This is a genomic window from Ruegeria sp. AJ12, from assembly GCF_056536245.1.
Genome location: NZ_JBQFJJ010000001.1, coordinates 2,302,853 through 2,326,436 on the forward strand (window position 1 = coordinate 2,302,853; position 23,584 = coordinate 2,326,436).

Below are 23,584 nucleotides of genomic sequence, written 5' to 3' on the forward strand. Positions count from 1 at the left end.
AGAGCGGCCCATGCTGCGGATCGAAAACATAACATATGCCGTTGAAGGCCGTCCCTTGTTTGATGGGGCCAGTGCGACCATTCCGGACGGGCACAAGGTCGGGCTTGTTGGTCGAAACGGAACCGGAAAGACGACGCTGTTCCGCCTCATCCGGGGCGAATTGGCGTTGGAATCGGGCAATCTCTCAGTCCCACGGCGGGCGCGCATCGGTGGCGTCGCGCAAGAGGCCCCCGCGTCCGACGTCTCGCTGATCAACACGGTTCTGGCGGCGGATACCGAACGCAGCGCCCTGATGGCCGAGGCCGACAGTGCCACCGATCCGGATCGCATTGCCGAGATACAAACGCGGCTGGCTGATATCGACGCCTGGTCGGCCGAGGCCCGGGCGGCGTCTATCCTCAAGGGTCTTGGGTTCGATGACGAAGACCAGCTCAAACCCTGTTCCGATTTCTCCGGCGGGTGGCGGATGCGCGTCGCGCTTGCGGCTGTGCTGTTTTCGCAGCCCGACCTGCTGCTGCTGGACGAACCGACCAACTATCTCGATCTCGAAGGCGCCTTGTGGCTGGAAAGCTATCTCGCCAGATATCCCCACACCGTGATCATCATCAGCCACGATCGCGGGTTGCTGAACCGTGCCGTCGGATCGATCCTGCATCTCGAAGACCGCAAACTGACCTATTACGCAGTGCCCTATGACAAGTTCGCGGAACGCCGGGCCGAAAGGCTGGCCCAGGCTGAATCCGAGAACGCCAAGGCCAAGGCTCGGATTGCGCATTTGCAAAGCTTTGTGGACCGGTTCCGGTACAAGGCCTCCAAGGCCGTTCAGGCCCAGTCGCGCCTGAAGATGATCGAACGGATACAGTTGATCTCGACCCCGCAGGAAGCGGCATTGCGCGCCTTTTCCTTTCCGGAACCCGAAGAATTGTCGCCGCCGATCATTCAGTTGGAAGGCGGTGTGACAGGCTATGGCGAAACCGAAGTGCTGCGCCGCCTGAACCTGCGGATCGATCAGGATGACCGCATCGCCCTGCTGGGCAAGAACGGCCAGGGTAAATCCACCCTGTCCAAGCTGTTGTCCGACCGCCTGCCCCTGATGGCGGGCAAGATGACGCGCAGCACCAAACTGCGTGTCGGGTATTTCGCGCAGCATCAGGTGGATGAGCTCTATGTGGACGAAACGCCGCTGGACCATCTGCGCCGCCTGCGTCCGGACGAAGGGCCAGGCAAGTGGCGCGCGCGGCTGGCCGGGTTCGGATTGAACGCGGATCAGGCGGAGACCGTCGTAGGCCGATTGTCAGGAGGGCAAAAGGCCCGCCTGTCGCTGCTGATCGCCACGATCGACGCGCCGCATATGCTGATTTTGGACGAACCGACCAACCATCTGGATATCGAAAGCCGCGAGGCGCTGGTCGAGGCGCTGACCGCCTATTCCGGAGCCGTCATTCTGGTCAGCCACGACATGCATTTGCTGGGGCTGGTGGCCGACCGTCTTTGGCTGGTCTCGGACGGAACGGTCAAACCGTTTGAGGACGATCTGGAGACCTATCGAGGCTTGCTGCTGGCGCGCGACAAACCGGTCAGAGGCAAAGCTCAGGCCTCGAAACCCAAGCGACCGTCACGTGACGCTGTTCTGGCCCTTCGGGCCGATCTGCGCAAATGCGAGGACCGGATCGAGAAACTGACCGACATGCACGAAAAACTCTCGGCCAAGCTGGCGGACCCGGCCTTGTATGATGAAGATCGGATCAACGACCTGGAGACCTGGAACCGAAAATTCGCCGAGGTGGTCGAAGCCATGCAAAAGGCCGAGGCGCTGTGGGTGGCCGCTGCGGAGCGGCTTGAAAACGCAGAGAGAGCCGCATGATTGACGCCGCATTCCTCATCACTGCATTCACAACGCTTTTTGTGGTTATCGACCCGCCGGCACAAACGCCAATCTTTGTGGCTCTGACCCAAGATATGGACGGGCGCACGCGTCGGGCGATTGCGATCAGGGCGTGCCTGACGGCTGGCGGCATCTTGGCGATGTTTGCCGCATTCGGCGAGGCGGTTTTGGGCTTCGTTGGCATCTCGATGGAGGCGTTCCGTGTCGCGGGTGGCGTTCTTCTGTTCCTGACCGCCTTGGACATGCTGTTTGAGCGCCGCACCAAACGGCGCGAAAATGCCGCCGAAGAAGAAGAACACCCGGACCCTTCCGTATTTCCACTCGGGATTCCTCTGATCGCGGGTCCGGGCTCGATCGCGACCATGATCCTGCTGGTGGGTCAACACCCCGGCATTCAGGGGTTGGCTGTGGTCATTGGTGTCATGCTGGTTGTCGTGGCGATGGTGTTTGCGATGTATCTGTCGTCGGGTGCGGTGGCGCGGCTGCTGGGGAAAACCGGGCTGAATGTGCTGACGCGGCTTTTGGGCATGCTGCTGGCGGCCTTGTCCGTTCAGTTCATTCTCGACGGTCTCAAGGCCTTTGGTTTTGCGTCGTAAATCCCCATATTGGGATGACAAGAACATTTTCCGGGTGACGGTATGGATGGTTACGAAATCGGGCGTTTGACCTATCTGGTTCTGCTGGGCACGGCCTTGCTGATGTGGTTTTTCACCCATAACCGGCAGTCTCTGGGCAAAACCGTGCAACAGGTGATGGCCTGGGTATTCATTTTCATCGGCGTCATCGCACTGGTGGGTCTGTGGGACGATATCCGCTCGACCGTGGGCACAACGCCCCAGATGGCCGTCTCCGGCAACACGATTGAGGTCCCGCGCGCGTTTGACGGGCACTATTATCTGCCGATGCTGGTCAATGGCGAGCCGATCACCTTTCTGGTCGATACCGGCGCCAGTCAGATCGTCCTGAACGCGCGGGATGCCCAGCGGGTTGGGATTGATCTGGACCAGTTGAATTATCTGGGCCGGGCCGCGACCGCGAATGGCGTGGTGCGCACTGCGCCCGTGCAGTTGGACAGCCTCGCTTTGGGACCGATCCGGGATACCGGCGTTTCCGCCTGGATCAATGAGGGCGATCTGGACAAGTCGCTTTTGGGCATGGATTACCTGCATCGCTTTTCCAACATCCAGTTTGCCGATGGAAAGCTGATCCTGTCCCGTTAGAGGCACGCATCACTTGAGAACAAAATAAGAACATGGTAGCCTGATGCCATGTCTACACAGCTTCTGGGCCAAAAACCCGCGCGCGCCGCGCCGGGGCTGGCACTTCATGATGGGATTACCCTGCAACTGGGTCGCGTGCACGAGGCCTGCGGCCCGGCCCGGCGCAGCTTTGCCATGTGGCTGGCCGGTCAGGCGCGCGGGCCGGTCCTGTGGATCTCGCCCGCGTGGGAACCCGGCCAGATGAACCCGGACGGCATGATACCCTTTGCCGATCCCGCCCGGTTCCTGTTCGTCCGACCGACCCGTGCCGAGGATCTGCTGTGGTGCATAGAAGAGGCCCTGCGCAGCGGAGCGGTGCCGCTGATCATCGGCGACCTGCCCGGTGCGCCGGGCCTGACGCCCGTGCGCCGGATGCATCTGGCCGCTGAACAAGGGGGCACGATGGGGCGGCCTCCGCTGGGTTTATTGCTGACCCCCGGGGACGGCGGCGCACAGGGGGTCGAGACCCGCTGGCACATGGCAGCAGCCCATCAGGCAGAGGCCCGGCGCTGGACCCTGACCCGCCGCCGCGCCCGCGCCCTGCCCCCGGTCACATGGCAGGCCACGCAAACCGCGGCCCGTGTCGGTCTGCGGCTCAAGCGGATCGAGACCGAAGACATCCCCGCCTGAGCACAGTCAGATCACGCAACTTGTGACTGGTCAAAACCCGGACCGCACCCTAGCGTCACCGCATGAGCCACCCGATCCATGACAGCCGTTATTCCTGGCTTCGCCTTCTGATCACGCTCGCCATCGCGGCGGTGGCAAATGTGGGCATGTGGGCGGTGATCGTCGTAATGCCCGCTGTCGAGGCCGAATTCGGCGCCGGGCGGGCCGAAGCCTCGATGCCCTACACCCTTGCCATGATCGGCTTTGCCCTTGGCAATATGTGGTTGGGACAGCTGGTGGACCGGCTGGGCGTGACCAAGGCGCTGATCGGCGCATCGGTCCTGAGCGCCATAAGCTATTTTCTGGCCACAATGGCCCCGAACATCGCCCTGTTGTCTGTGGCGCATCTGTTGCTGGGATTGGGCACATCGGTTGGCTTTGGACCGCTGATTGCCGATATCTCGCACTGGTTCATGCGCCGACGCGGGATCGCCGTGGCGCTGGTGGCCAGCGGCAACTACCTGTCCGGGGCGATCTGGCCCATGATGCTGTCGGGCATTCTGGCGCGGGACGGCTGGCAACAGGTTTATCTGACTTTGGCGGTTCTCACGCTGGCTATCGTGATCCCCTTGTCCCTGTTGTTGCGCCGACAGTTCCCGATTGAGGCCCACAGCACCGCCGCAGCCACAGCACAGATCAACGCGCGCAGCGTGGGGATCTCGCCGCGCGCGCTCCAGTACATACTCGGACTGGCCGGGATCGGCTGCTGTGTGGCGATGTCGATGCCGCAGGTTCACATCGTGTCCTATTGCGTCGGCCTGGGCTATGGGCCGGCAGTCGGGGCCGAGATGCTGTCGCTGATGCTGTTGGGCGGCGTTGTCAGCCGCATCATTTCCGGTCTCGTGGCGGATCAGTTGGGCGGGGTATACACATTGCTGATCGGTTCCATCCTGCAATGCATCGCACTGTTCCTGTTCCTGCCCTATGACGGAATGGTCTCGCTATACGTTATCAGCCTTTTGTTTGGACTGGCTCAGGGCGGCATCGTTCCCAGCTATGCGCTGGTGGTCCGCGAGTACATGCCCCCACAAGAGGCCGGCGCACGGGTCGGTTTTGTCATGATGATGACCATTCTTGGCATGGCTCTGGGCGGCTGGATGTCGGGATGGATCTACGACGTAACCGGCAATTACCAACTGGCCTTCGTCAACGGCATTCTGTGGAACGGCCTGAACATCGCCATCGTCCTGATGCTGCTCAAACGCTCCCGACCGCGCAGGCAGGAGATGATGGCATGATCGGACTGTCCCGGCGCGATATGATAGCGGGGCTTGCTGCGCTGACGCTGGCCGGACCCGCCCAGTCTGCCCTCAGCCCGTATCGGTTGTCGGACGAAGGCACGCGTGTTGGGTTTACTTTCGACTTGTCCGGGATCGCCCAAAAAGGATCGATGCCGATCCGATCCGCCAATGTTCAGGTGGACACCCGCCGCTTGCAAAACAGCCGGGTCGATGTGAGTCTGGATGTGACGCGAGCCCGAACACGACTGCCGTTTGCCCGGATGCCCATGCTCAGCACAAGTGTTCTCAACGCCGCCGATCATCCAACCATCCGCTTTGTATCGACCAAAGTCCAATTGGGCCCCGGCGGGCGAATTTCGGATGGCGCGCGCATCACCGGAGATGTGACCGTGCGCGGCGTGACCCGTCCGATCACCCTGCAGGCCAGCCTGTACCGCCCCCCAGGGACGGCAGCGGATAACCTGGATCGCCTGTCGATCCGCCTGACCGGCGCAGTGAACCGGCACGAATTCGGCGCCTCGGGCTATCCCGATCTGGTCGCGGACACTGTTGGGCTGGATATCCGGGCCGAGATCGCGCGCGCGACCTGACCACAGAAAGGCAAAAAACGACTCGATAACGTCGAATAGACGCGTGCATCCTCCGCAGGATCGACCAATCTGTGGTCATCATGCGCACGATCATTTCTTTTGCCGCCCTGTTTCTTTCTGTCATTCTCCTGCAACTGTCGACAGGCGGCGTCGGGCCTTTGGATGCGATTTCGGGCCTGACGTTGAATTTCTCCACCGAACAGATTGGTTTGCTGGGATCTGCGCACTTCCTCGGGTTCTTCATCGGGTGCTGGTGGGCCCCGCGACTGATGGGCAGCGTCGGCCATTCCCGCGCCTTTGCCGTCTGCACCGCCCTTGGTGCGATGGGGTTGCTGGGTCACACCCTGACCGAGGACCCGTATATCTGGGCGGCCCTGCGGATAGCATCCGGGACCTGTGTGGCCGGGTGCTATACGGTGATCGAGGCGTGGCTGAACGCCAAGGTCACCAATGAAACGCGTGGACGCGCCATGGGCACCTACCGGATCGCGGACATGGGGGCATCCTTGTGTGCGCAGCTCATTATCGCGGTGCTGCCACCCGCGTCCTACGTGTCGTACAACCTGCTGGCCATCCTGTGCTGTGCAGCCTTGCTGCCACTTACACTGACCAGAGCCAGCCAGCCGAAAACACCTGACGCCCCGCGCCTGCGCCCGAAGCTGGCGTGGCGCAGTTCCCCCCTGGCGGTGGCCGGAGTGATCACGGCAGCACTCAGTTCGGCCTCGTTCCGAATGGTGGGCCCCGTCTACGGCCAGGAGGTCGGACTGGGCGTAGATCAGATCGCCTTCTTCCTGGCCTCGTTCGTGTTGGGCGGTGCCCTGGCGCAGTATCCGGTAGGATGGCTGGCAGACAAATACGACCGGCGCTGGGTGCTGATCTGGCTGTCCGCTGCCGCTGTTCTCAGTTGCGGCATCACAATGGCAGCCAGCGGCACCGGTACCTTGGGTGTTATGCTGGCGGCAGGGTTCTTTGGGCTGACGACTTTCCCGATCTTTTCGGTCTCATCTGCGCACGCCAATGATTTCGCCACCACCGAAGAACGGGTTGAACTCGCCGCTGCGCTGATGTTCTGGTTTGCGTTGGGGGCGATTGCCTCACCCTACATTTCTTCGACGCTGATACAGAAACTTGGCCCCGCAGCCCTATTTGGCTTTGTTGCAGTTGGGCATGTCGTCCTGATTGTGTTCGGTCTGGCCCGCATGCGATCCCGCCCGACGCCGGAGGAACGCACCAACTATGTCTATGCGCCGCGGACATCCTTTACCATTGGCAGGTTGCTCAAGAAATCCCGGGAAGAGCGCTGAGCCGCTGGCGGGTGCGGACGCTTTTCCCCCTTTATTCACACGCATTCAAATCCCGGGGTTTTGCTGACTGTCCACATGGGGTAGACGGGCGAACGGACAGTTACGCGGATACGGAATATGGCTCGGATTCTCATCACCTCGGCGATCCCCTATATCAACGGGATCAAGCACCTCGGCAATCTGATCGGCTCGCAACTGCCTGCCGATCTGTACGCACGCTACCAGCGTGGCCGGGGGAACGAGGTCATGTTTCTCTGCGCCACCGATGAGCACGGCACGCCGGCCGAACTGGCGGCGGCCAAGGCTGGCAAGCCCGTGGCCGAGTATTGTGCCGAGATGTACGAAATTCAGGCCGACATCGCCAAGCGCTTTGGCCTTAGCTTTGATCATTTTGGTCGTTCATCCAGCGATCAGAACAAGAGACTGACCCAGCATTTCGCGGGCAGGCTGGATGATGCGGGTCTGATCCGCGAAGTCACGGAAAAGCAGGTCTATTCAAACGCTGACGGTCGCTTTCTGCCGGATCGCTACATCGAGGGCACCTGCCCCAATTGCGGATATGAGCGCGCCCGCGGCGACCAGTGCGAAAATTGCACCAAGCAGCTAGACCCGACCGACCTGATCGAGCCGCGTTCAGCCATTTCCGGCTCGACCGATCTGGAGGTGCGCGAGACCAAGCACCTGTATCTGCGCCAGTCCGCGATGAAGGATCAGTTGGATGCGTGGATCGACAGCAAGACGGACTGGCCGATCCTGACCACATCCATTGCAAAGAAATGGCTGCATGACGGTGACGGCCTGCAGGATCGCGGCATCACCCGCGATCTGGACTGGGGTGTTCCGGTCAAGAAAGGCGATCAGGATTGGCCGGGTATGGAGGGCAAGGTTTTCTATGTCTGGTTCGACGCGCCGATCGAATACATCGCCTGCGCCAAGGAATGGGCCGACGCCAATGGCAAGACAGATGCGGATTGGGAACGCTGGTGGCGCACCGACAAAGGCGCAGATGATGTGCGCTATGTGCAGTTCATGGGCAAGGACAACGTGCCTTTCCATACCCTGTCCTTCCCGGCCACCATTCTGGGCTCGGGTGAGCCGTGGAAGATGGTCGATCACCTCAAGTCGTTCAACTACCTGAATTATGACGGCGGCCAGTTCTCGACCTCTCAAGGACGCGGCGTGTTCATGGATCAGGCTCTGGATCTGCTGCCTGCCGATTACTGGCGCTGGTGGCTGCTGAGCCATGCCCCGGAAAGCAGCGACAGCGAGTTCACGTGGGAGAACTTCCAGCAATCGGTGAACAAAGACCTTGCGGATGTACTGGGTAACTTTGTCAGCCGCATAACCAAGTTCTGCCGTTCGAAATTCGGGGAATCCGTGCCCGAAGGCGGTGCGTTCGGGGATCGCGAACAGGCCCTGATCGAGGAATTGACCCGCCGCGTACGCGCCTATGAGGCCCACATGCAGGCGATGGACGTTCGCAAATCCGCGCAGGAGTTGCGGGCGATCTGGGTGGCAGGCAACGAGTATCTGCAGGCCGCCGCGCCGTGGTCGACCTTCAAGGAAGACCCCGAACAGGCCGCCGCACAGGTGAGGTTGGGCTTGAACCTGATCCGTCTCTACGCCGTGCTCAGCGCCCCGTTCATCCCCGAAACCTCGGCCCGTATGCTGAGCGCAATGAACACGCTGGATACCAGATGGCCCGACGATGTCGGTGCCGCGGTTGCGGCATTGCCCTCCGGGCACGACTTCGCTGTTCCGGACGTCCTGTTCGCCAAGGTCACGGACGAACAGCGCGAAGACTGGCAGGTCCGTTTCGCCGGAACGCGCTCATAAGGCAGCTCCGTACGCCGCGCATCGACGGGATGCTTTCAAGGTGATCACGCCACGGTTTCACGCGTCGTTTCACGGCGTTCAAAGCCGTGTTTGCAGGCAAAAAACAGCCATTCCCCACGTTAAACCCGCTAATCCAAGGATAAATTTCTTGAGGCGCGGAGATATGCACCGCCATCAAGATGCTTGAGGTAAAAGCATAAAACAGCCATCCTCACCGACAAATCCATCGACTCGCCCGGGGCGTCCGACCTCATGGGGCGCAAAATCCATAGTTTGAACGAGGCACCTGCCATGTCCCTTGCATTTAAGAAACCGACCTTGCGCGACAGCCGCACTTTCAGGGCGACAGGCAAGCGATTGGCCCTGCTTGCGTGCCTGGGCATGGCACTCCCGGCTTTGGCCCAGGATCAGAGCGATGCACCGCCGCCCAAGGTTTCAATTGCTGCCGCCTATTCCGAGGAAATCACCGACGAGGCGGTTTTCATTGGCCGGGCCGAAGCGATTGACAAGGTTGACATTGTCGCACGCGTCAGCGGATTTCTGGACAGTCAGAATGTGGAAGACGGCGCGCTGGTGAACGAAGGGGACCTGCTGTTCACGATTGAACCGGACCTCTATCAGGCCACGCTTGAGGCGCGAAAGGCTGATCTGGACCGGGCCGAGGCCAGTCTGGAACTGGCCAAGGTCGATCTGGCCCGCAAGGAAGAACTCTACCGCCGCGACGCGACGCCGGAATCTGAACGCGATATTGCCCGCGCCAACGAATTGGTGGCCGAGGCCGAAGTCAAAGCGGCGAATGCGGCCATTCAACAGGCTGAACTGGACCTGAGCTATACAAAAATCCATGCCCCGTTCACCGGGCGCATCGGGCGGGTCACCACCAGCGTGGGGGATGTTGTGGGTCCCAACAACCCGCCCCTGGTCAATCTGGTCAGCGAAGCGCCCATTTATGTCAATTTTTCCCTGAATGAGAAACAATTTACGTCGGTTCTAGAGCAATTCGGCGAAAGCGCCGCCTCTCTTGCGGAAAGCAACAAGAGTCCAAACGTTCACGTGACCCTCCCGAACGGCACGGATTTGGACGAAACCGGCGAGATCGTCTTTGTCGACAACCGCATCGACCCCCTGACAGGCGCAATCACGATGCGCGCCCAATTCGACAATACGAAGCGGCTGATCATCGACGGTGCGTTCGTCAACGTGCATATCGAGGCGCTGGAACCCACGCTTCAGGTCCTCATCCCCCAAGCCGCGCTGCAGCGCGATCAACGGGGGGAATTTGTCCTCGTGGTGAATGACCAGCAGATGGTCGAACAGCGCTACATCACAACCGGGGATACGGTCGGCACGGCCATCATCGTTCTGGACGGTCTGCGCGAAGGGGAAAGCGTCATTGTCGAGGGCCTGCAAAGGGTTCGCCCGGGCGTCTCGGTGGATGCCGTCGTCGCCTCAGAGCAGCCGGGAGAGTAACGGATGTTCTCAGCCCTGTTCATCAGCCGGCCGAAGCTGGCGCTTGTCATTTCGCTTGTCCTGACAATCATGGGCGGCATCGGCTATCTGGTTCTGCCCGTCGCTCAGTTCCCTGACATCACACCTCCGGTGGTCAGCGTGACCGCCACATACACGGGCGCCAATGCCGAAACCGTGGAAAACACGGTTGCAGCGCCGATCGAGGCGCAGGTCAACGGCGTGGACGACATGATCTACATGACGTCAACATCGTCCGATAACGGCTCGTATTCCCTGGATATTACCTTCGAGGTCGGTACAGACCCCGATATCGCCTCGGTGAACGTGCAGAACCGCGTGGCGCAGGCGATGTCGTCGCTTCCAACCGAGGTCACATCCTCGGGCGTCGTGACGCAAAAGTCATCAACCAACATGCTGCTGCTGGTGACGCTGACCTCGCCCAACTCCACCTATGACAGCGTGTTTCTGTCCAACTACGCCTCGATCAACCTCAAGGACGCCTTGGCGCGGATTCAGGGTGTGGGCAAGGCTGACGTTCTGACCAATCTGGAATACGCCATGCGGATCTGGATGGATCCCGACCAGATGGCCGCCCTGTCGATCACACCGGGCGACGTAATTGCCGCCATCCGCGAACAGAATATCGAAGTCTCCGCCGGGTCCATCGGCGCGCCGCCGGTGCCCGAGGGGCAGACGTTTCAATACACGATCAAGACCAAGGGTCGCCTGACATCGGCTGCGGAGTTCGGCGATATCGTCATCCGGACCGGCGAGGCGGGATCGATTGTCAGGGTGCGCGACATCGCCCGCGTGGAACTGGGCGCGCAGTTCTATTCAGCGTCCGGTTACTTTCAAAGCGTCCCGGCGACGGTCATCGGCATCTATCAGGCGCCCGGCGCGAATGCTCTGGCGGTCTCCGAGCGGGTTCAGGCCGAGTTGGAGCGTCTGTCACGGTCCTTCCCTTCGGACGTGGAGTATCAGGTGCCGTTCAACACCACGGATTTTGTTGAACAGTCGCTGAACGACGTGGTCACGACCCTCATCCTGACCTTCATTCTGGTGATCTCGGTCGTGTTTGTCTTTTTGGGCAATTGGCGGGCGACGATCATTCCGGCGGTGGCCATCCCGGTCTCGCTGATCGGGACGTTTGCGTTCTTGCTGCTCTTCGGTATGTCGCTGAACACGATATCCCTGTTTGCATTGGTGCTGGCCATTGGGATCGTGGTGGATGACGCCATCGTCGTCGTGGAAAACGTCGAACGGATCATCGCCGAAGAAGGTCTGCCCCCGGCCGAGGCCACCCGCAAGGCGATGGGCCAGATTACCGGACCGGTCATCGCCACCACGTTGGTTCTGCTGGCCGTGTTCGTGCCGGTCACCTTCATGCCGGGCATCTCCGGGCGGCTTTATTCCCAGTTCGCTGTCACGATCTCGACCGCTGTGGTCATCTCGTCCATCAACGCGCTGACCCTGTCCCCGGCCTTGTGCGGGCTGGTGCTGCGGCCAAGGTCAGGCCCGCCCAAGGGCATTCTGGCCCTGTTTGAGAACTTCATCGGATCCGTGCGCAATGGCTATGTGGCGATTGTACGAAAACTGCTGATCCTGCCGGTCATCGGGCTGGGCATCATCGTAGCGCTGGCCATGGGCGCAGGCACGATCATGTCCAACACCTCGAGCGGCTTTATCCCACTGGAAGATAACGGATATCTGTTTGTCGATGTGCAACTGCCGGACGCCGCAACACTGGAGCGGACAGAGACCGTCACGCGGCGCGTCGACGACCAGATCCGTGAAATCCCCGGTGTCGCCAGCACGGTTCTGGTCAACGGTTTCTCGCTGCTGAACGGAACGATCACCAACGGGGCGGCGATCTTTGTGAACCTCGACAATTGGGACGAACGGCAGGAAGAGGACCTGAGCGCGAACGCGATTCTCGGCAAAGTGCTGGCCATCGCCAACGGTGAATCCGCCGCGTCGATCGTGGCGTTCAACCCGCCCCCCATTCAGGGCCTTGGCATGTCCGCCGGGGTCGAAATGGAGGTGCAGCAAACCGGCGGTGGAACGCCACAGGATCTGGCATCAGCGGTCGGATCATTTGTCTATGCGGCCAATCAGCGACCGGAAATTGGTCAGGCCTATACGACATTCCGGGCCAACGTTCCGCAATTGTTTGTCGATCTGGATCGGGAGAAAGCCAAGACGCTGCAGGTGTCCGTGTCGGAAATCTTCCAGACCATGCAGGCCCAGCTGGGGTCCTATTACGTCAATGATTTCAACCTGTTTGGCCGGGTGTATCGTGTCATGATCCAGGCCGACGGGACCTACAGGGACAATGTCGAGGATATCTCGAACCTCTATGTTCGCTCGACCCAGGGCGAGATGGTTCCGCTGGGCACCTTGATCGATGTCGAAAACGTTCTTGGGCCCGTCCTGCTGAAACGCCACAACCTGTTCCGATCCGCGACGGTGACCGCCGTGCCTGCCCCGGGATTGTCCAGCGGGGATGCAATCACGGTGATGACCGAAGAGTCCTCTACGGCGCTCCCCCCAGGCTACGCGTTTGAATGGACAGGAACCGCACAACAGCAACTGGCCGCCGGCGGATTGGTGGTCGTGATCCTGGGGTTGGCGATCCTGTTTGGATATCTGTTCCTTGTCGGGCAATACGAAAGCTGGACCTTGCCGGTGTCGATCCTGTTGTCTGTCACGGTGGCCCTGTTCGGCGCGGTGGCCGCCGTTGCCATCGTGGGAAGTGATATCAACCTCTACACGCAGATCGGAATGATCATGCTGGTTGGTTTGGCTTCAAAAAACGGGATTCTGATCGTCGAGTTTGCGATGGAGCAACGGGCCAAAGGTCTCTCGATCAAGGAAGCAGCGGTCGAAGCGGCACATCAGCGTTTCCGCGCGGTCATGATGACGGCGCTGTCCTTCCTGCTCGGAGTTGTTCCGCTGTTGGCGGCCAGCGGCGCGGGCGCCGCCAGTCAGAGAGCCATCGGTGTTGCCGTCTTTGGCGGCATGCTGGCGGCCACGCTGGTTGGCGTTATCCTTGTGCCGGTGCTGTACGCCCTGATGCAAGGCTTCAGGGAGTGGATAAAGGGCACCAAAAACGATCCTGACCCGACGGGCGAAACCACCTGAACCGGGCGTCAGAATTCCACAAGCCCCGCACAAATCGCGGGGCTTGTTTGGTGTACGAGCAACGGCTTGCGTCAGGTAAGAACAGCCCCTGCCCGCATTCGGCGACGGGCCGTGACCGCATGGATCACAGTTTTTGCCTCAGCCGGCGGCGCCTGTTCGACACGACGGTAGTTGCTCCCATCGCTGTGTCGGGTCAGCAATCCGCATCCGATCATGGAACGTCTCAGAATCGCCGGATCGCCGAACAGATGCTCCTGCCCCAAGCGCGCGTTGATCTCTTTCTCATCGAGGCTGATGCCAGCGGGCAGGCTGGCCCACAGCGCCCAGAGCGCCAGAGTTTGCACTGATCGTTTTGACGGCCATCGCAACAACCGGCCCTCGGTGTCGAACTGAACCAGCGTCCGGTTCACGGTTCGCATGTCTATGGCCAGAGGCTCCGGTCGCGTCTCAAACTGCCGCCGAGCGGCATGGGTGGCGCGCATATGTTGCAGGTTCTGAAACCCCGCAGCGCGCGCGACCATGTTCATCAAGGTCACATGCGATGGTCTTGGGGTATCAAGTTGCCGGCTCAACATCCGGGTGAAAGAGGACAAATCCTCTACATAAAGGGGAACAGGTGTTTTCGTCATCATGCATCCATATCGGGCGTTTTGCTCGATCGTCGGTCGCTGACTTAACGATACAACGCCCTTATGGTTGCGATGTCGTGTTGTCCAAATGGCAGGTTTAGCACTCCGGGCAGGAGCAGCGACGCCTCGGTGACTGCCGACCGTTCCCGATGGCTAGCATGATCGACCGGACCGGCCAAGGGACAAAAGCGTGTCGCCTTAGGCGACTTTGTCAGCCTCGGCACGCTGCCCCATCCACTGTCCGAGCCGTGCGATCTGGTCCGCATCGAGACGCAAACCCAACTTGTTGCGGCGCCACACAACGTCCTCGGCACTGCGCGCATATTCCTTGTCCATCAGCCAGTCGACCTCGCGCGCGGTCAGGGTCGCTCCAAATGCCTCTCCCAGATCCTCGACCGATTTTGCACCGCCCAAGATCGTGCGTGCCTCGGTACCGTAGGCCCGAACAAGCCGCGCCGCCCAGACCCGGTCCAGAAAACTGTAATCCGCCAGCAGCGCATCGATCAGGTCTTGCACGCCATCCACGGGGAAATCCCCACCCGGCAATGCAACACCGGCCGTCCAGGGCCCCGGCAGATCGGGGAAATGGTTGGCGATCTTGTCCAATGCGCCTTCGGCAAGACGGCGATAGGTCGTAATCTTACCGCCAAACACATTCAGCACCGGCGCCCCGCCCTGCGCATCCACCTTCAGGGTGTAATCACGCGTGGCCGCCGTGGCACTGCTGGCCCCGTCATCATACAGGGGTCGCACGCCGGAATAGGTCCAGACAATGTCTTCGCGAGTCACAGGCTGCTTGAAATATCTGCTCGCAAAGGCGCACAGATAGTCCTGTTCCGCCTCTGTGCAGACCGGAGGGACGGACGGATCCGAATGATCCTGATCCGTGGTGCCGATCAGGGTAAAGTCCTGTTCATAGGGGATCGCAAAGATGATGCGCCCGTCTTCTCCCTGAAAGAAATAGCACTTGTCATGGTCATACAGCTTGCGCGTCACGATATGACTGCCCCGCACCAGTCGGACGCCTTCGCGCGAGTTTATGCGGATCTTCGTCTGAATGATGTCACCGACCCAGGGGCCACCCGCATTGATCAGCATTTTGGCGCGAACCGTACGGGTCTCGCCACTGTCCCGGTCCCGAATCGTGACCTGCCACAAGTCTTCAACCCGCTCTGCCGAAACAACTTCGGTGCGAACGAGGATGTTTGCGCCCCGGGATTCTGCATCGCGCGCATTGAGAACGACCAGACGTGAATCCTCGATCCAGCAGTCGGAATATTCGTACGCGGTCTGAAACTTGTCCTGCAGGGGGCGGCCCTCTGGTGCCGATTGCAGGTCAAGGGACGATGTACCCGGCAGAATCTTCCGACCGCCAAGATTGTCATAGAGAAACAGACCAAGGCGGATCAGCCAGGCCGGACGCCGCCCCCGCATCCATGGCATCACGGTGCTCAGCAAACGAGAGGTGGGCGTTTCCGAGTCGAACCGCATGTTCTTGTGATACGGCAGCACAAAACGCATCGGCCAACTGATATGCGGCATGGCCCGCAGCAAGGTTTCGCGTTCGATCAGTGCTTCGCGAACGAGCCGGATCTCAAAGTACTCCAGATACCGAAGCCCCCCATGAAACAGCTTGGTCGAGGCCGAAGACGTGGCCGACGCAAGATCATTCATTTCCGCCAGCGTCACAGACAGCCCACGGCCTGCGGCGTCACGCGCGATGCCACATCCATTGATGCCGCCACCAATGATGAACAGATCCGTGATCTGAGTATCCTGCTGGTCCATGTCCGGCTGATTCCCTGTGTCGGAAGTTCGAGCGCATTAACCCGGTGAGCCTTCGTATCGTCAAGTATATCTTTCGATTATTTTCGAAATATCGCCAATGTAAAGGCAAAACGAAAATACTGCAGCAGAGCCAGAGACGGCACCTTTTCCGGACATTTCTGTGATCTCAAGTACTAAACTGGTGACCCAACGTATGAATTTGTCATCAAGCCTCTTGCAAAACGGCAGCAAAAGAACAAAAACGAAAAAGGACCTCACACCGGAGCCGCTCATGTCCCTGTCCTTTCGCCAATCGGACATCCTGAACCTTGCCAGACAGACCGGTCGCGTGGCGGTCGACGACCTCGCCGAACAGTTTGGGGTGACCGTTCAAACCATCCGCCGGGACCTGTCCGACCTGTCCGAGTTGGGTAAACTGGATCGGGTTCATGGTGGCGCTGTGCTGCGGTCCGGTGTGTCAAACATCGGCTACGAGGATCGCCGTGCCCTGAACGAAGACGCGAAAGCCAAAATTGCTCAAACCTGTGCCTTGGATATTCCGGACGGGGCCTCGCTTTTTGTGAGTATCGGGACATCGACCGAAGCAGTCGCGCGTCAATTGCGCAGTCATAAGAACCTGATGGTGGTGACCAACAACATGAACGTTGCCAATATTCTGGTTGAGAACCCGGATTGCGAAATCGTCGTGGCCGGAGGTGTTCTGCGACGGTCGGATGGCGGGTTGATTGGCAATCTCACCGTTTCGACCATCCAACAGTTCAAGTTTGATTATGCGATCATCGGGTGTTCCGCGCTGGACGCCGACGGGGACCTGCTGGATTTCGACTTTCAGGAAGTGCATGTCAGCCAAACAATCATCGCGCAGGCGCGACGGACATTTCTTGTGGCCGACCATTCCAAGTTCCAGCGCTCGGCCCCGGCGCGTATCACCTCGCTCGCTGACATAGATACGTTCTACACAGATCAGCCCCTGCCGAAGGCCCTCATCCGAACATGCGCGGATTGGGAAACCACGTTGAAAGTGTGTGTCTAGGCCTCTGCGTCACTCGCTTTCAGGATGAGTTGCCCGGTTCGCGTTCTTGCCAGATCGCAAACAGCCTGACAGTATCCCGGTTATTGCGATCGTCGCACGGATAAGGAGACCCGGGCCATGATAGCGCTTTTGTTTGCGTTACTTACCGCCGTGATGGGGCTGAATTATTTCAAACTGACAACAGCCGCCAACGCGCTTTTCTTTATCACACTGGCCTTGAGCGTGTACTGGCTGAAGTTTCACGCGACCAGCCAACTCACCATTCAGCTTTGAGGGACCGCCATGACACCTGAACTGTCCCGAAACCTGAACGCAATCGGACTGCTGGCGGTGAGCCTCGTGCTTGTTCTTGCCTATGTCTATCAGCTGACCCTCTACGAACTGCCCTGCCCGCTATGTCTTTTACAACGGGTCGGATTTGTCGCTGTGGGCGTTGGGCTGGGTCTGAACCTTCTCTATGGCCCGCGCCCACGTCATTATGCGTTGATGCTGATCGCTGCCTTGTATGGCGGCAGCGTGTCGGTGCGCCAGATCCTGCTGCATATCGTGCCCGGCACCGGACATTATGGCTCGCCCGTCCTTGGCCTGCACTATTATACTTGGGCGGCGATCTGCTTTTTCCTGATCCTTTTGGGTACAGCGATCATGCTGCTGTTTGATCGCCAGTACGCAGACGGCTCAGCCGCCGAACCCCGGTTCGGTGGCAGCACGCTTGCCAAGGTCGCCTTTTTCATCATGCTGGGATTGGCGGCGTTGAATGCCGTCTCGACCCTGATCGAATGTGGCCCCGGTATCTGCGCAGATCCCCCGACCAGCTACAAATTGATTGACGAGATGGGCACCAACAACTGAGGATGGGACAACCTTCCCAACAGGAGGCACGAGCATGGGACTACTGGGGCAGCCTTTAGGCTATTACGACTACCTGACATTCGTGGCATTGATCCTGCTTCTGGCCGCCGTGATGGCGTTGTTTCTGTTCATAATGGGCCTGCCGGGCCGCATCGCGATCAAGCGCAACCACCCGCATGCCGAAGCGGTCAAGATCATGGGTTGGATGGGATTTCTGGCCGTTGTTCCTTGGGTGCATGCCTTTATCTGGGCTTTCCATGACGGCGTAACCGTGGATATGCGCCGTGGTCCCGACGAAGAGAAAAAAGCCATCCGTGACGAGATCGAACGTTTGGGCGGTGCTGTAAAAGAAGAGTATCAGGACGCGTCCGACGAGACGCAGAAGAGCTGAGGCTGAAGGAATCTTACTACTATGTTCGTCGCCCTGGGCATCACGCTCTTTTACATCATTTTCGTCTGGTTCATTTTCTTCAAGGCGCAATGGCTGAAGTTCAACATCACCTGGGGCATTGTTTCGTTCTGGGTCGGCGCGCACCTGCTGTTGATATTTCTGGTTGCCCTGCGGTTCTTCCAGCCGTTTTCGGTAGACAGTCATGTGGTCCGCTCGACCATTCAGATCGTGCCAAGGCTGACGCAGCCCACGATCCTGACCGAAGTTCTGGTTGAACCGAACACCCAGATCACCAAGGGTGAACCGCTTTATCGCTTTGATGATACAGTGTTTTCTTTGGCTGTCGACAACGCGCAGGCGCAGCTGGTTGCTGCCGAGCAGAATGCCAAGATCCTGGAACAGGATGTCATCGCCAAGACCGAAGCGGTCGAACGCGCCAATGCGCAGCTGGCCTATGCCCTGACCGAACAGGCGCGCTATGAAAATCTCGTGCCCGCCGGTGGCGCCCGGCAGGACGAACTGGACCGCTGGAACGAACAGGTCGTCGAGGACGGGGCGTCGGTCAAACAGGCTGAAGCGAATCTTCAAAAGGCCCGGCTGGCGCTGGAGTCGCAAATCGACGGGGTCAACACAGGCATTCTGCAAGCTCAGGCGCAATTGGCCGAGGCCGAGTATTTTCTGGAGAACACGACCATCTACGCGCCTGAAAACGGGATGATCGTCTCGCAACAGGCGCGACCGGGTCTGGTGGTCGGCGATATCCGTCTGGGCGCGATCGCCAGTTTTGTAACCGAGGATAGCCCCTATGTTCTGGCAACTTTCCGGCAGCAGAACCTGAAATTTGTTGAACCGGGTCAAGAAGTCGAGGTGGCGCTGGATCTGTATCCCGGCGAGATTCTGACCGGCAAGGTCGAAGCGATCTGGTGGGCCACGCGTCAGGGGCAGTACCTGCCATCGGGCCGCCTGCCCGGTTTTGAACTGCCCAAGCTTCCGGGTCGGATTGCGGTTCAGATCACGGTGGATCTGCCCGAGGGGCACACTCTGCCCGCCGGCGGCCACGCAGCTGTCGCGATCTATACGGGTCAGGGCAAGAGTTTCGAGTTTCTGCGGCGCATCAATATCCGCCTGTACTCGTTTGCCAATTTCATCCGACCCCTGGACATTTGAGGACGCACAGCATGACACCGGCCAAATCCTTTCGCAGACTGATGGGACCGGCCCTGTGTTCGGCAATGCTGGCCGCGTGCACCCCGGTTGGCCCCGATTTTGTGACGCCGAACTCGCCGGTTGTGAAACAATGGATCGAAGTGAACAGCCCCAGCGCCGGCCAAAGCGGTCTGACCTCGCGCAGCGCCCCGGTGGTAAAATGGTGGGAAACGTTTAACGACCCAACCCTGAACAAGCTGATTGCCGAAGCTTATGCGCAGAACCTGACCCTGCAGGTTGCCGGTGCACGGGTGCTGCAAGCCCGCGCCCAGTTGGGCATCGCCTTTGGCGAATTGTATCCGCAGTCTCAGGCCATCGGCGGGTCACTGGAACGGCGACAGATCAGCGACAATCTGGGTCCCATCGCTGACATCAACCGGATCATTCCATTGGACACCGAGTTTTCGACCTCGCAGGTCGGATTCGATGCACAGTGGGAACTGGACGTCTGGGGCGCCCAGCGGCGTGGTGTACAGGCCGCACGGTCAAACCTGGCCCTGCAGGTTGCGAATTACGACGACGCGCTGGTGACGCTGACCGGGGATGTGGCGGCCCTCTATGTCAACATACGCGCCCTGCAGGAATCGCTGGCTGTGGCGCGCGAGAACATCACGCTGCAGCAGGAATCGGCTGACCTGACCCAACTGCGCTTTGACAACGGCGTCACGACTGAACTGGACGTGCAGGAATCCACGGCGCTTCTGAACAACACCAAGGCCCTTGTGCCCGAGTTGGAAAGCGATTTGCAGCAAACCAAAAATGCGCTGGCCGTTCTGCTGGGCGCGACGCCGTCACGGATGACCAGTTTGTTGGGAAATTCCGGCCGCATCCCATCAGCCCGTCCAAATGTAGCCGTAGGCGTCCCGGCGGAACTGTTGCGGCGGCGGCCTGATGTGCGCGCCGCCGAACTGGCGGCTGCAACGCAATCGGCGCAGGTTGGGATCGCCATGGCGGACCTGTATCCGCAGTTCGTGCTGTCCGGCTCCATTGGTCTTCAGGCCTCGGGCGGGCGCGATCTGTTCAGCTCTAACAGCAATACGGGATTGGCCAGTGCCGGCGTGGTCTGGAACGTCCTGAATTACGGTCGCATCCAGAACAATGTCCGCGCGCAGGATGCGGCGTATCAGGCATTGATTGCCAACTACCAGAACACGGTGCTGACAGCCTATTCCGAGGTGGAAAGCGCCATGGTGGCTTATGCGCAAGCGCGCAAACAGGTCGGGTTCTATCAGAACAGTGTCGATGCGTCCCGCAAAGCCGCTGACATCGCCGTCAGCCAGTATCGCGACGGCATCGCCAGCTACTCGCGCATTCTGAACACCCAAACCGCGCTGCTCCGGTCCCAGGCCAACCTGATCGAGGCGCGCCAGCAGGTGTCGAGCAATCTGGTCGCCGTGTACAAGGGTCTCGGCGGGGGGTGGCAGATTCGCCAAAATCAAGAGTTTCTGCCCGAAACCGTTCTGGCCGAGATGGCCTATCGCACCGATTGGGGCGATTTGCTGGAGCAGACACCAACCCGGGCCAGCCTGAACTGATTCCTATTTCGTGAGGCCCCGCAGACCGCCGGATATGAGGATGTTCACCTCGTACAGAATGCGCGGCGCTGCCAGCCCGCCGGGGCTGGCCAGGTAATTCGGGCTCCATTCCGGCTCGAATTTTTGCTTGAACGCGCGCAGTCCCTCAAAGTGATAGAACTGTTCGCCATGCTCATAGACAAATCCGCCGATCCGGTTCCACAGCGAGGCAAGTTCCCGGTTCTCAATTCCGGAAAAGGGTGCCGCCCCGAGTGAGAACCAATGGAAGCCCTGCTCGGACCCCCAGACCATCATTTCGGCAAACAGTGCGTCCATCACAAAGCTTGGGCTGTCCGGTTCATACCGCATCAGGTCCAGTGACAGTTCAGATTTATGCCCGCCCTGAAACAGGTTGGCGAATGCCATGATCTTGCCCGTCTCACCGTTTTTCAGCACCGCGTGATCGAAATAGGACAGGTAGTCCTCGTCAAACCCGCCCAGAGCGAACCCCTTTTCCGCGCCTGCCTTCCCCGCCAACCAGTGATCAGAAATCTCGCGCAACTCCGGCAACACGGGTTTCAGCTTTTCCTTTGGGATAATCTCAAACACGTACCCCTCGCGTTCAGCGCGGTTCTTGGCTTGGCGGAACCGCTTGCGGGACTTGCCATCCAGCGAAAACCCTTGCAGCGGTACGCGCGCCACCTCACCGATCTTCAGGATGGACAGGCCAAGATCCAGAAATGTCGGAAGGTACTTGGTAGACACGCTATAAAAGGCACAGAGTTTGCCTTCGCGATCTGCCATCTCTCGCAACTGCCAGACCAGCTGCTGACCGGCTTTTTCATCCCCCACCGGTTCCCCTTTTGAGATAATGGCGTTGCCGGTATCCGCATAAGCAATAAAGGCTGTCTCATCCGGCGAAATCAGGAATTGCTTGTCACCGGTCAGCGAAATCTGCGACTCGGTATCCTGGCTGTCCATCACAAGCCGTTCCACGGCTTCTGGAATCTCGGTACGAACCGGTGCCGGAATCTCTCGCCCAAACAGGGAGTTGACGGCCACCACGCCCAGGATCACCGCCACGACAAGGCTGGATCGCAGGAAACGCGAGGCATCGCCATTCCACGCAAACTCCCACCACAGGGCGTTTTGGTATTGGACATGGGAATAGGCAAACAGGCCGATCCAGAAGATCACCGCCAACAGCGCAACAACGCTGACCAGCCAGGGAATGTTCAGCCGAAAGATGGATGCCCCGCTGACACGGTAAAACGCACCGCGGAACATGGCCAGAACCGCAATCGTGCCCAGCATGCTGATCGCTTCATGCGTGTCGAGCCCCTTGGTGAGCGAGGCGACGAACCCCGCCACCATCAGCAGCATGGCAACAACCCAGGCGCGGTAAAGCTTGCGGAACAGCCCACGCGAGATCAAGATCAGCAACACGCCGACCGCACTTCCTAAAAGATGTGAGGCTTCGACAAAAGACAGGGGCAGAAACGCACGCAGGACGCCCAGATTTTGGCTGTCCGACGGCAACGCCCCTGAGACCAGCAGGATCACCCCGGCCACCGCCGCCACACCTGCAGCGACCATGGGCACGATCGGGCGGATCACGCGATAGACCCAAGTCGCCGCCCCGCCGATCCGATGGCGCTGGGTCAGTGCCGAGGCAACAGCAATCGACAGGCTGGCGATGACAAAGGGCGTGAATGTGTAGACAACCCGGTACAGCAGCAGCGCGGCGATCACATCGGACCGGCCCGAGGCGCCGAGACCCGCGATCAGCGTCGCCTCGAACACGCCGATTCCGCCCGGCGCGTGGCTCAGAATACCGACTGCAATCGCAGCGATGTAGATCGTAAAGAAATAGGGATACCCAACACCCAGATCGTCCGGCATGAGGACATAGAGAACCATGGATGCCCCAAACAGGTCCCCAAGCGCCGCCAGTGTCAGCAGGCCCGCGAGTTTGCCGCCCGGCAGGTTGAACCCCATACCCGCCAGCTCAAGCCTGCGCCCGCCACTCGACAGCCAGACAAACAGGGCCACCAGCCCGGCAAGCAGGCACAATCCGATAATGGTTTCCGTGGTTTCTCCGATCGGCATGACCTTGGACACACCGTCCGGGTGAAAGGTCAGCAACAGGCCCAGGATCAGAACCAAACCCATCCAGAACGCCACCCAGGATGTGGCAATCACCCCGGCGACCCGGCCCAGATCCAGACCGAGGGACGCATAAATCCGGTACCGGATCGCGGTTCCCGTGATGTACGAAAATCCCAGACAGTTCGACACTGCGTACCCGCTTGCCCCTGCCATTCCGGCCACCGGCAACGGCACCTTGCCATCCGCCACGCTCTGCACGGCGAACACATCGTAAAACGACAGCGACAGAAAGCTGACCGCTGTCCAGCACAGCGCAAAAAACAACAGCTTCCAGGACGTGGACGCGACATCCGACTGCACATCGGACCATTTCACATGTGATGACAACTCGTGCAAAACGGTCAGGGCAATCAGCGTCACCAGAACCGGGATCACGATCCGCACCCAGGGCTTTTCCAGCAGGCCCGTCACCTTTTCAATCCAAAGCACGGCCCGGGGTTCATCGCCTGTCTGTTGAGTGGTCATCGGGAAGGTCCCTGCCCTTTCGCCTTGGATGGCATTTCCTGTGTGCACTTTGGACGACGGGAAACGCCGACAGGGTCCACCTCAAAACTCTGACACATTTCCCATGCTGATCAAAGCACTACGCGGTGACCGCAGGATGTGG

General features: G+C 59.8%; 19 protein-coding genes. 16 read left to right on the forward strand and 3 right to left on the reverse strand.

Going from position 1 to position 23,584, the window contains the following annotated elements:
- The first annotated feature begins 10 nt into the window (after positions 1-10).
- The 10 genes from ACR3E0_RS11665 (at position 11) to ACR3E0_RS11710 (ending at position 13,395) form a co-directional block, all read left to right on the forward strand.
- Positions 11-1,864 (forward strand): ABC-F family ATP-binding cassette domain-containing protein, encoded by a 1,854-nt coding sequence (locus ACR3E0_RS11665; protein WP_480478961.1) that lies wholly within the window; start codon positions 11-13, stop codon positions 1,862-1,864.
- The gene (locus tag ACR3E0_RS11670; protein WP_480478963.1) at positions 1,861-2,481 is read left to right on the forward strand and encodes a MarC family protein; all 621 of its coding nucleotides are present in this window, start codon (positions 1,861-1,863) and stop codon (positions 2,479-2,481) included. Before ACR3E0_RS11665 ends, ACR3E0_RS11670 begins: the two co-directional genes overlap by 4 nt.
- 42 nt (positions 2,482-2,523) lie before the next feature.
- A complete protein-coding gene (locus ACR3E0_RS11675) occupies positions 2,524-3,105 on the forward strand; it encodes a retropepsin-like aspartic protease family protein (protein ID WP_480478964.1) in 582 nt (193 codons plus the stop codon).
- A 48-nt stretch (positions 3,106-3,153) separates the two neighbouring features.
- Positions 3,154-3,774: an ImuA family protein gene (locus ACR3E0_RS11680; protein WP_480478965.1), complete on the forward strand. Its 621-nt coding sequence runs from the start codon at positions 3,154-3,156 to the stop codon at positions 3,772-3,774.
- Positions 3,775-3,836: 62 nt separating this feature from the next.
- Positions 3,837-5,051 carry an MFS transporter gene (locus ACR3E0_RS11685; RefSeq protein WP_480478966.1) on the forward strand — a complete coding sequence of 405 codons (1,215 nt, stop codon included), beginning with the start codon at positions 3,837-3,839 and terminating at the stop codon, positions 5,049-5,051.
- Entirely contained in the window at positions 5,048-5,644 is a 597-nt protein-coding gene (locus ACR3E0_RS11690) for a YceI family protein (protein ID WP_480478967.1), read from the forward strand. Before ACR3E0_RS11685 ends, ACR3E0_RS11690 begins: the two co-directional genes overlap by 4 nt.
- 80 nt (positions 5,645-5,724) lie before the next feature.
- Positions 5,725-6,948 carry an MFS transporter gene (locus ACR3E0_RS11695; RefSeq protein WP_480478968.1) on the forward strand — a complete coding sequence of 408 codons (1,224 nt, stop codon included), beginning with the start codon at positions 5,725-5,727 and terminating at the stop codon, positions 6,946-6,948.
- Between the two features lie 117 nt (positions 6,949-7,065).
- Positions 7,066-8,784, forward strand: coding sequence for a methionine--tRNA ligase (gene metG / locus ACR3E0_RS11700; protein ID WP_480478969.1), 1,719 nt, complete (start codon positions 7,066-7,068; stop codon positions 8,782-8,784).
- 291 nt (positions 8,785-9,075) lie between these two features.
- Positions 9,076-10,254 (forward strand): efflux RND transporter periplasmic adaptor subunit, encoded by a 1,179-nt coding sequence (locus ACR3E0_RS11705; protein ID WP_480478970.1) that lies wholly within the window; start codon positions 9,076-9,078, stop codon positions 10,252-10,254.
- 3 nt (positions 10,255-10,257) lie between these two features.
- Positions 10,258-13,395 (forward strand): efflux RND transporter permease subunit, encoded by a 3,138-nt coding sequence (locus tag ACR3E0_RS11710; RefSeq protein WP_480478971.1) that lies wholly within the window; start codon positions 10,258-10,260, stop codon positions 13,393-13,395.
- A 71-nt stretch (positions 13,396-13,466) separates the two neighbouring features.
- On the opposite strand, the gene ACR3E0_RS11715 is transcribed toward ACR3E0_RS11710, so the two are convergent.
- Together ACR3E0_RS11715 and glpD are read right to left on the reverse strand one after the other, a co-directional pair.
- A complete protein-coding gene (locus ACR3E0_RS11715) occupies positions 13,467-13,922 on the reverse strand; it encodes a DUF2087 domain-containing protein (protein WP_480481021.1) in 456 nt (151 codons plus the stop codon).
- Positions 13,923-14,222: 300 nt separating this feature from the next.
- The gene (gene glpD, locus ACR3E0_RS11720; protein ID WP_480478972.1) at positions 14,223-15,812 is read right to left on the reverse strand and encodes a glycerol-3-phosphate dehydrogenase; all 1,590 of its coding nucleotides are present in this window, start codon (positions 15,810-15,812) and stop codon (positions 14,223-14,225) included.
- Between the two features lie 271 nt (positions 15,813-16,083).
- Between glpD and ACR3E0_RS11725 the strand changes: the two genes are divergently transcribed.
- From ACR3E0_RS11725 to ACR3E0_RS11750, 6 genes are all read left to right on the forward strand, one after another.
- Positions 16,084-16,845 (forward strand): DeoR/GlpR family DNA-binding transcription regulator, encoded by a 762-nt coding sequence (locus tag ACR3E0_RS11725; RefSeq protein WP_480478973.1) that lies wholly within the window; start codon positions 16,084-16,086, stop codon positions 16,843-16,845.
- 117 nt (positions 16,846-16,962) lie between these two features.
- Complete coding sequence (locus ACR3E0_RS11730) at positions 16,963-17,118, forward strand: DUF5993 family protein (protein ID WP_480478975.1); 156 nt, start codon at positions 16,963-16,965, stop codon at positions 17,116-17,118.
- Between the two features lie 9 nt (positions 17,119-17,127).
- On the forward strand, positions 17,128-17,697 hold the full coding sequence (locus tag ACR3E0_RS11735) for a disulfide bond formation protein B (protein ID WP_480478976.1): 570 nt from the start codon (positions 17,128-17,130) through the stop codon (positions 17,695-17,697).
- A gap of 34 nt (positions 17,698-17,731) precedes the next feature.
- Positions 17,732-18,088, forward strand: a complete 357-nt coding sequence (locus ACR3E0_RS11740) for a DUF3302 domain-containing protein (RefSeq protein ID WP_480478977.1) — start codon at positions 17,732-17,734, stop codon at positions 18,086-18,088.
- A 21-nt stretch (positions 18,089-18,109) separates the two neighbouring features.
- Positions 18,110-19,255: an HlyD family secretion protein gene (locus tag ACR3E0_RS11745; protein ID WP_480478979.1), complete on the forward strand. Its 1,146-nt coding sequence runs from the start codon at positions 18,110-18,112 to the stop codon at positions 19,253-19,255.
- Between the two features lie 11 nt (positions 19,256-19,266).
- Complete coding sequence (locus ACR3E0_RS11750) at positions 19,267-20,829, forward strand: efflux transporter outer membrane subunit (protein ID WP_480478981.1); 1,563 nt, start codon at positions 19,267-19,269, stop codon at positions 20,827-20,829.
- A 3-nt stretch (positions 20,830-20,832) separates the two neighbouring features.
- Here ACR3E0_RS11750 and mprF read toward each other — a convergent pair whose 3' ends face one another.
- Positions 20,833-23,442: a bifunctional lysylphosphatidylglycerol flippase/synthetase MprF gene (gene mprF / locus ACR3E0_RS11755; protein WP_480478983.1), complete on the reverse strand. Its 2,610-nt coding sequence runs from the start codon at positions 23,440-23,442 to the stop codon at positions 20,833-20,835.
- Positions 23,443-23,584 lie beyond the last annotated feature (142 nt).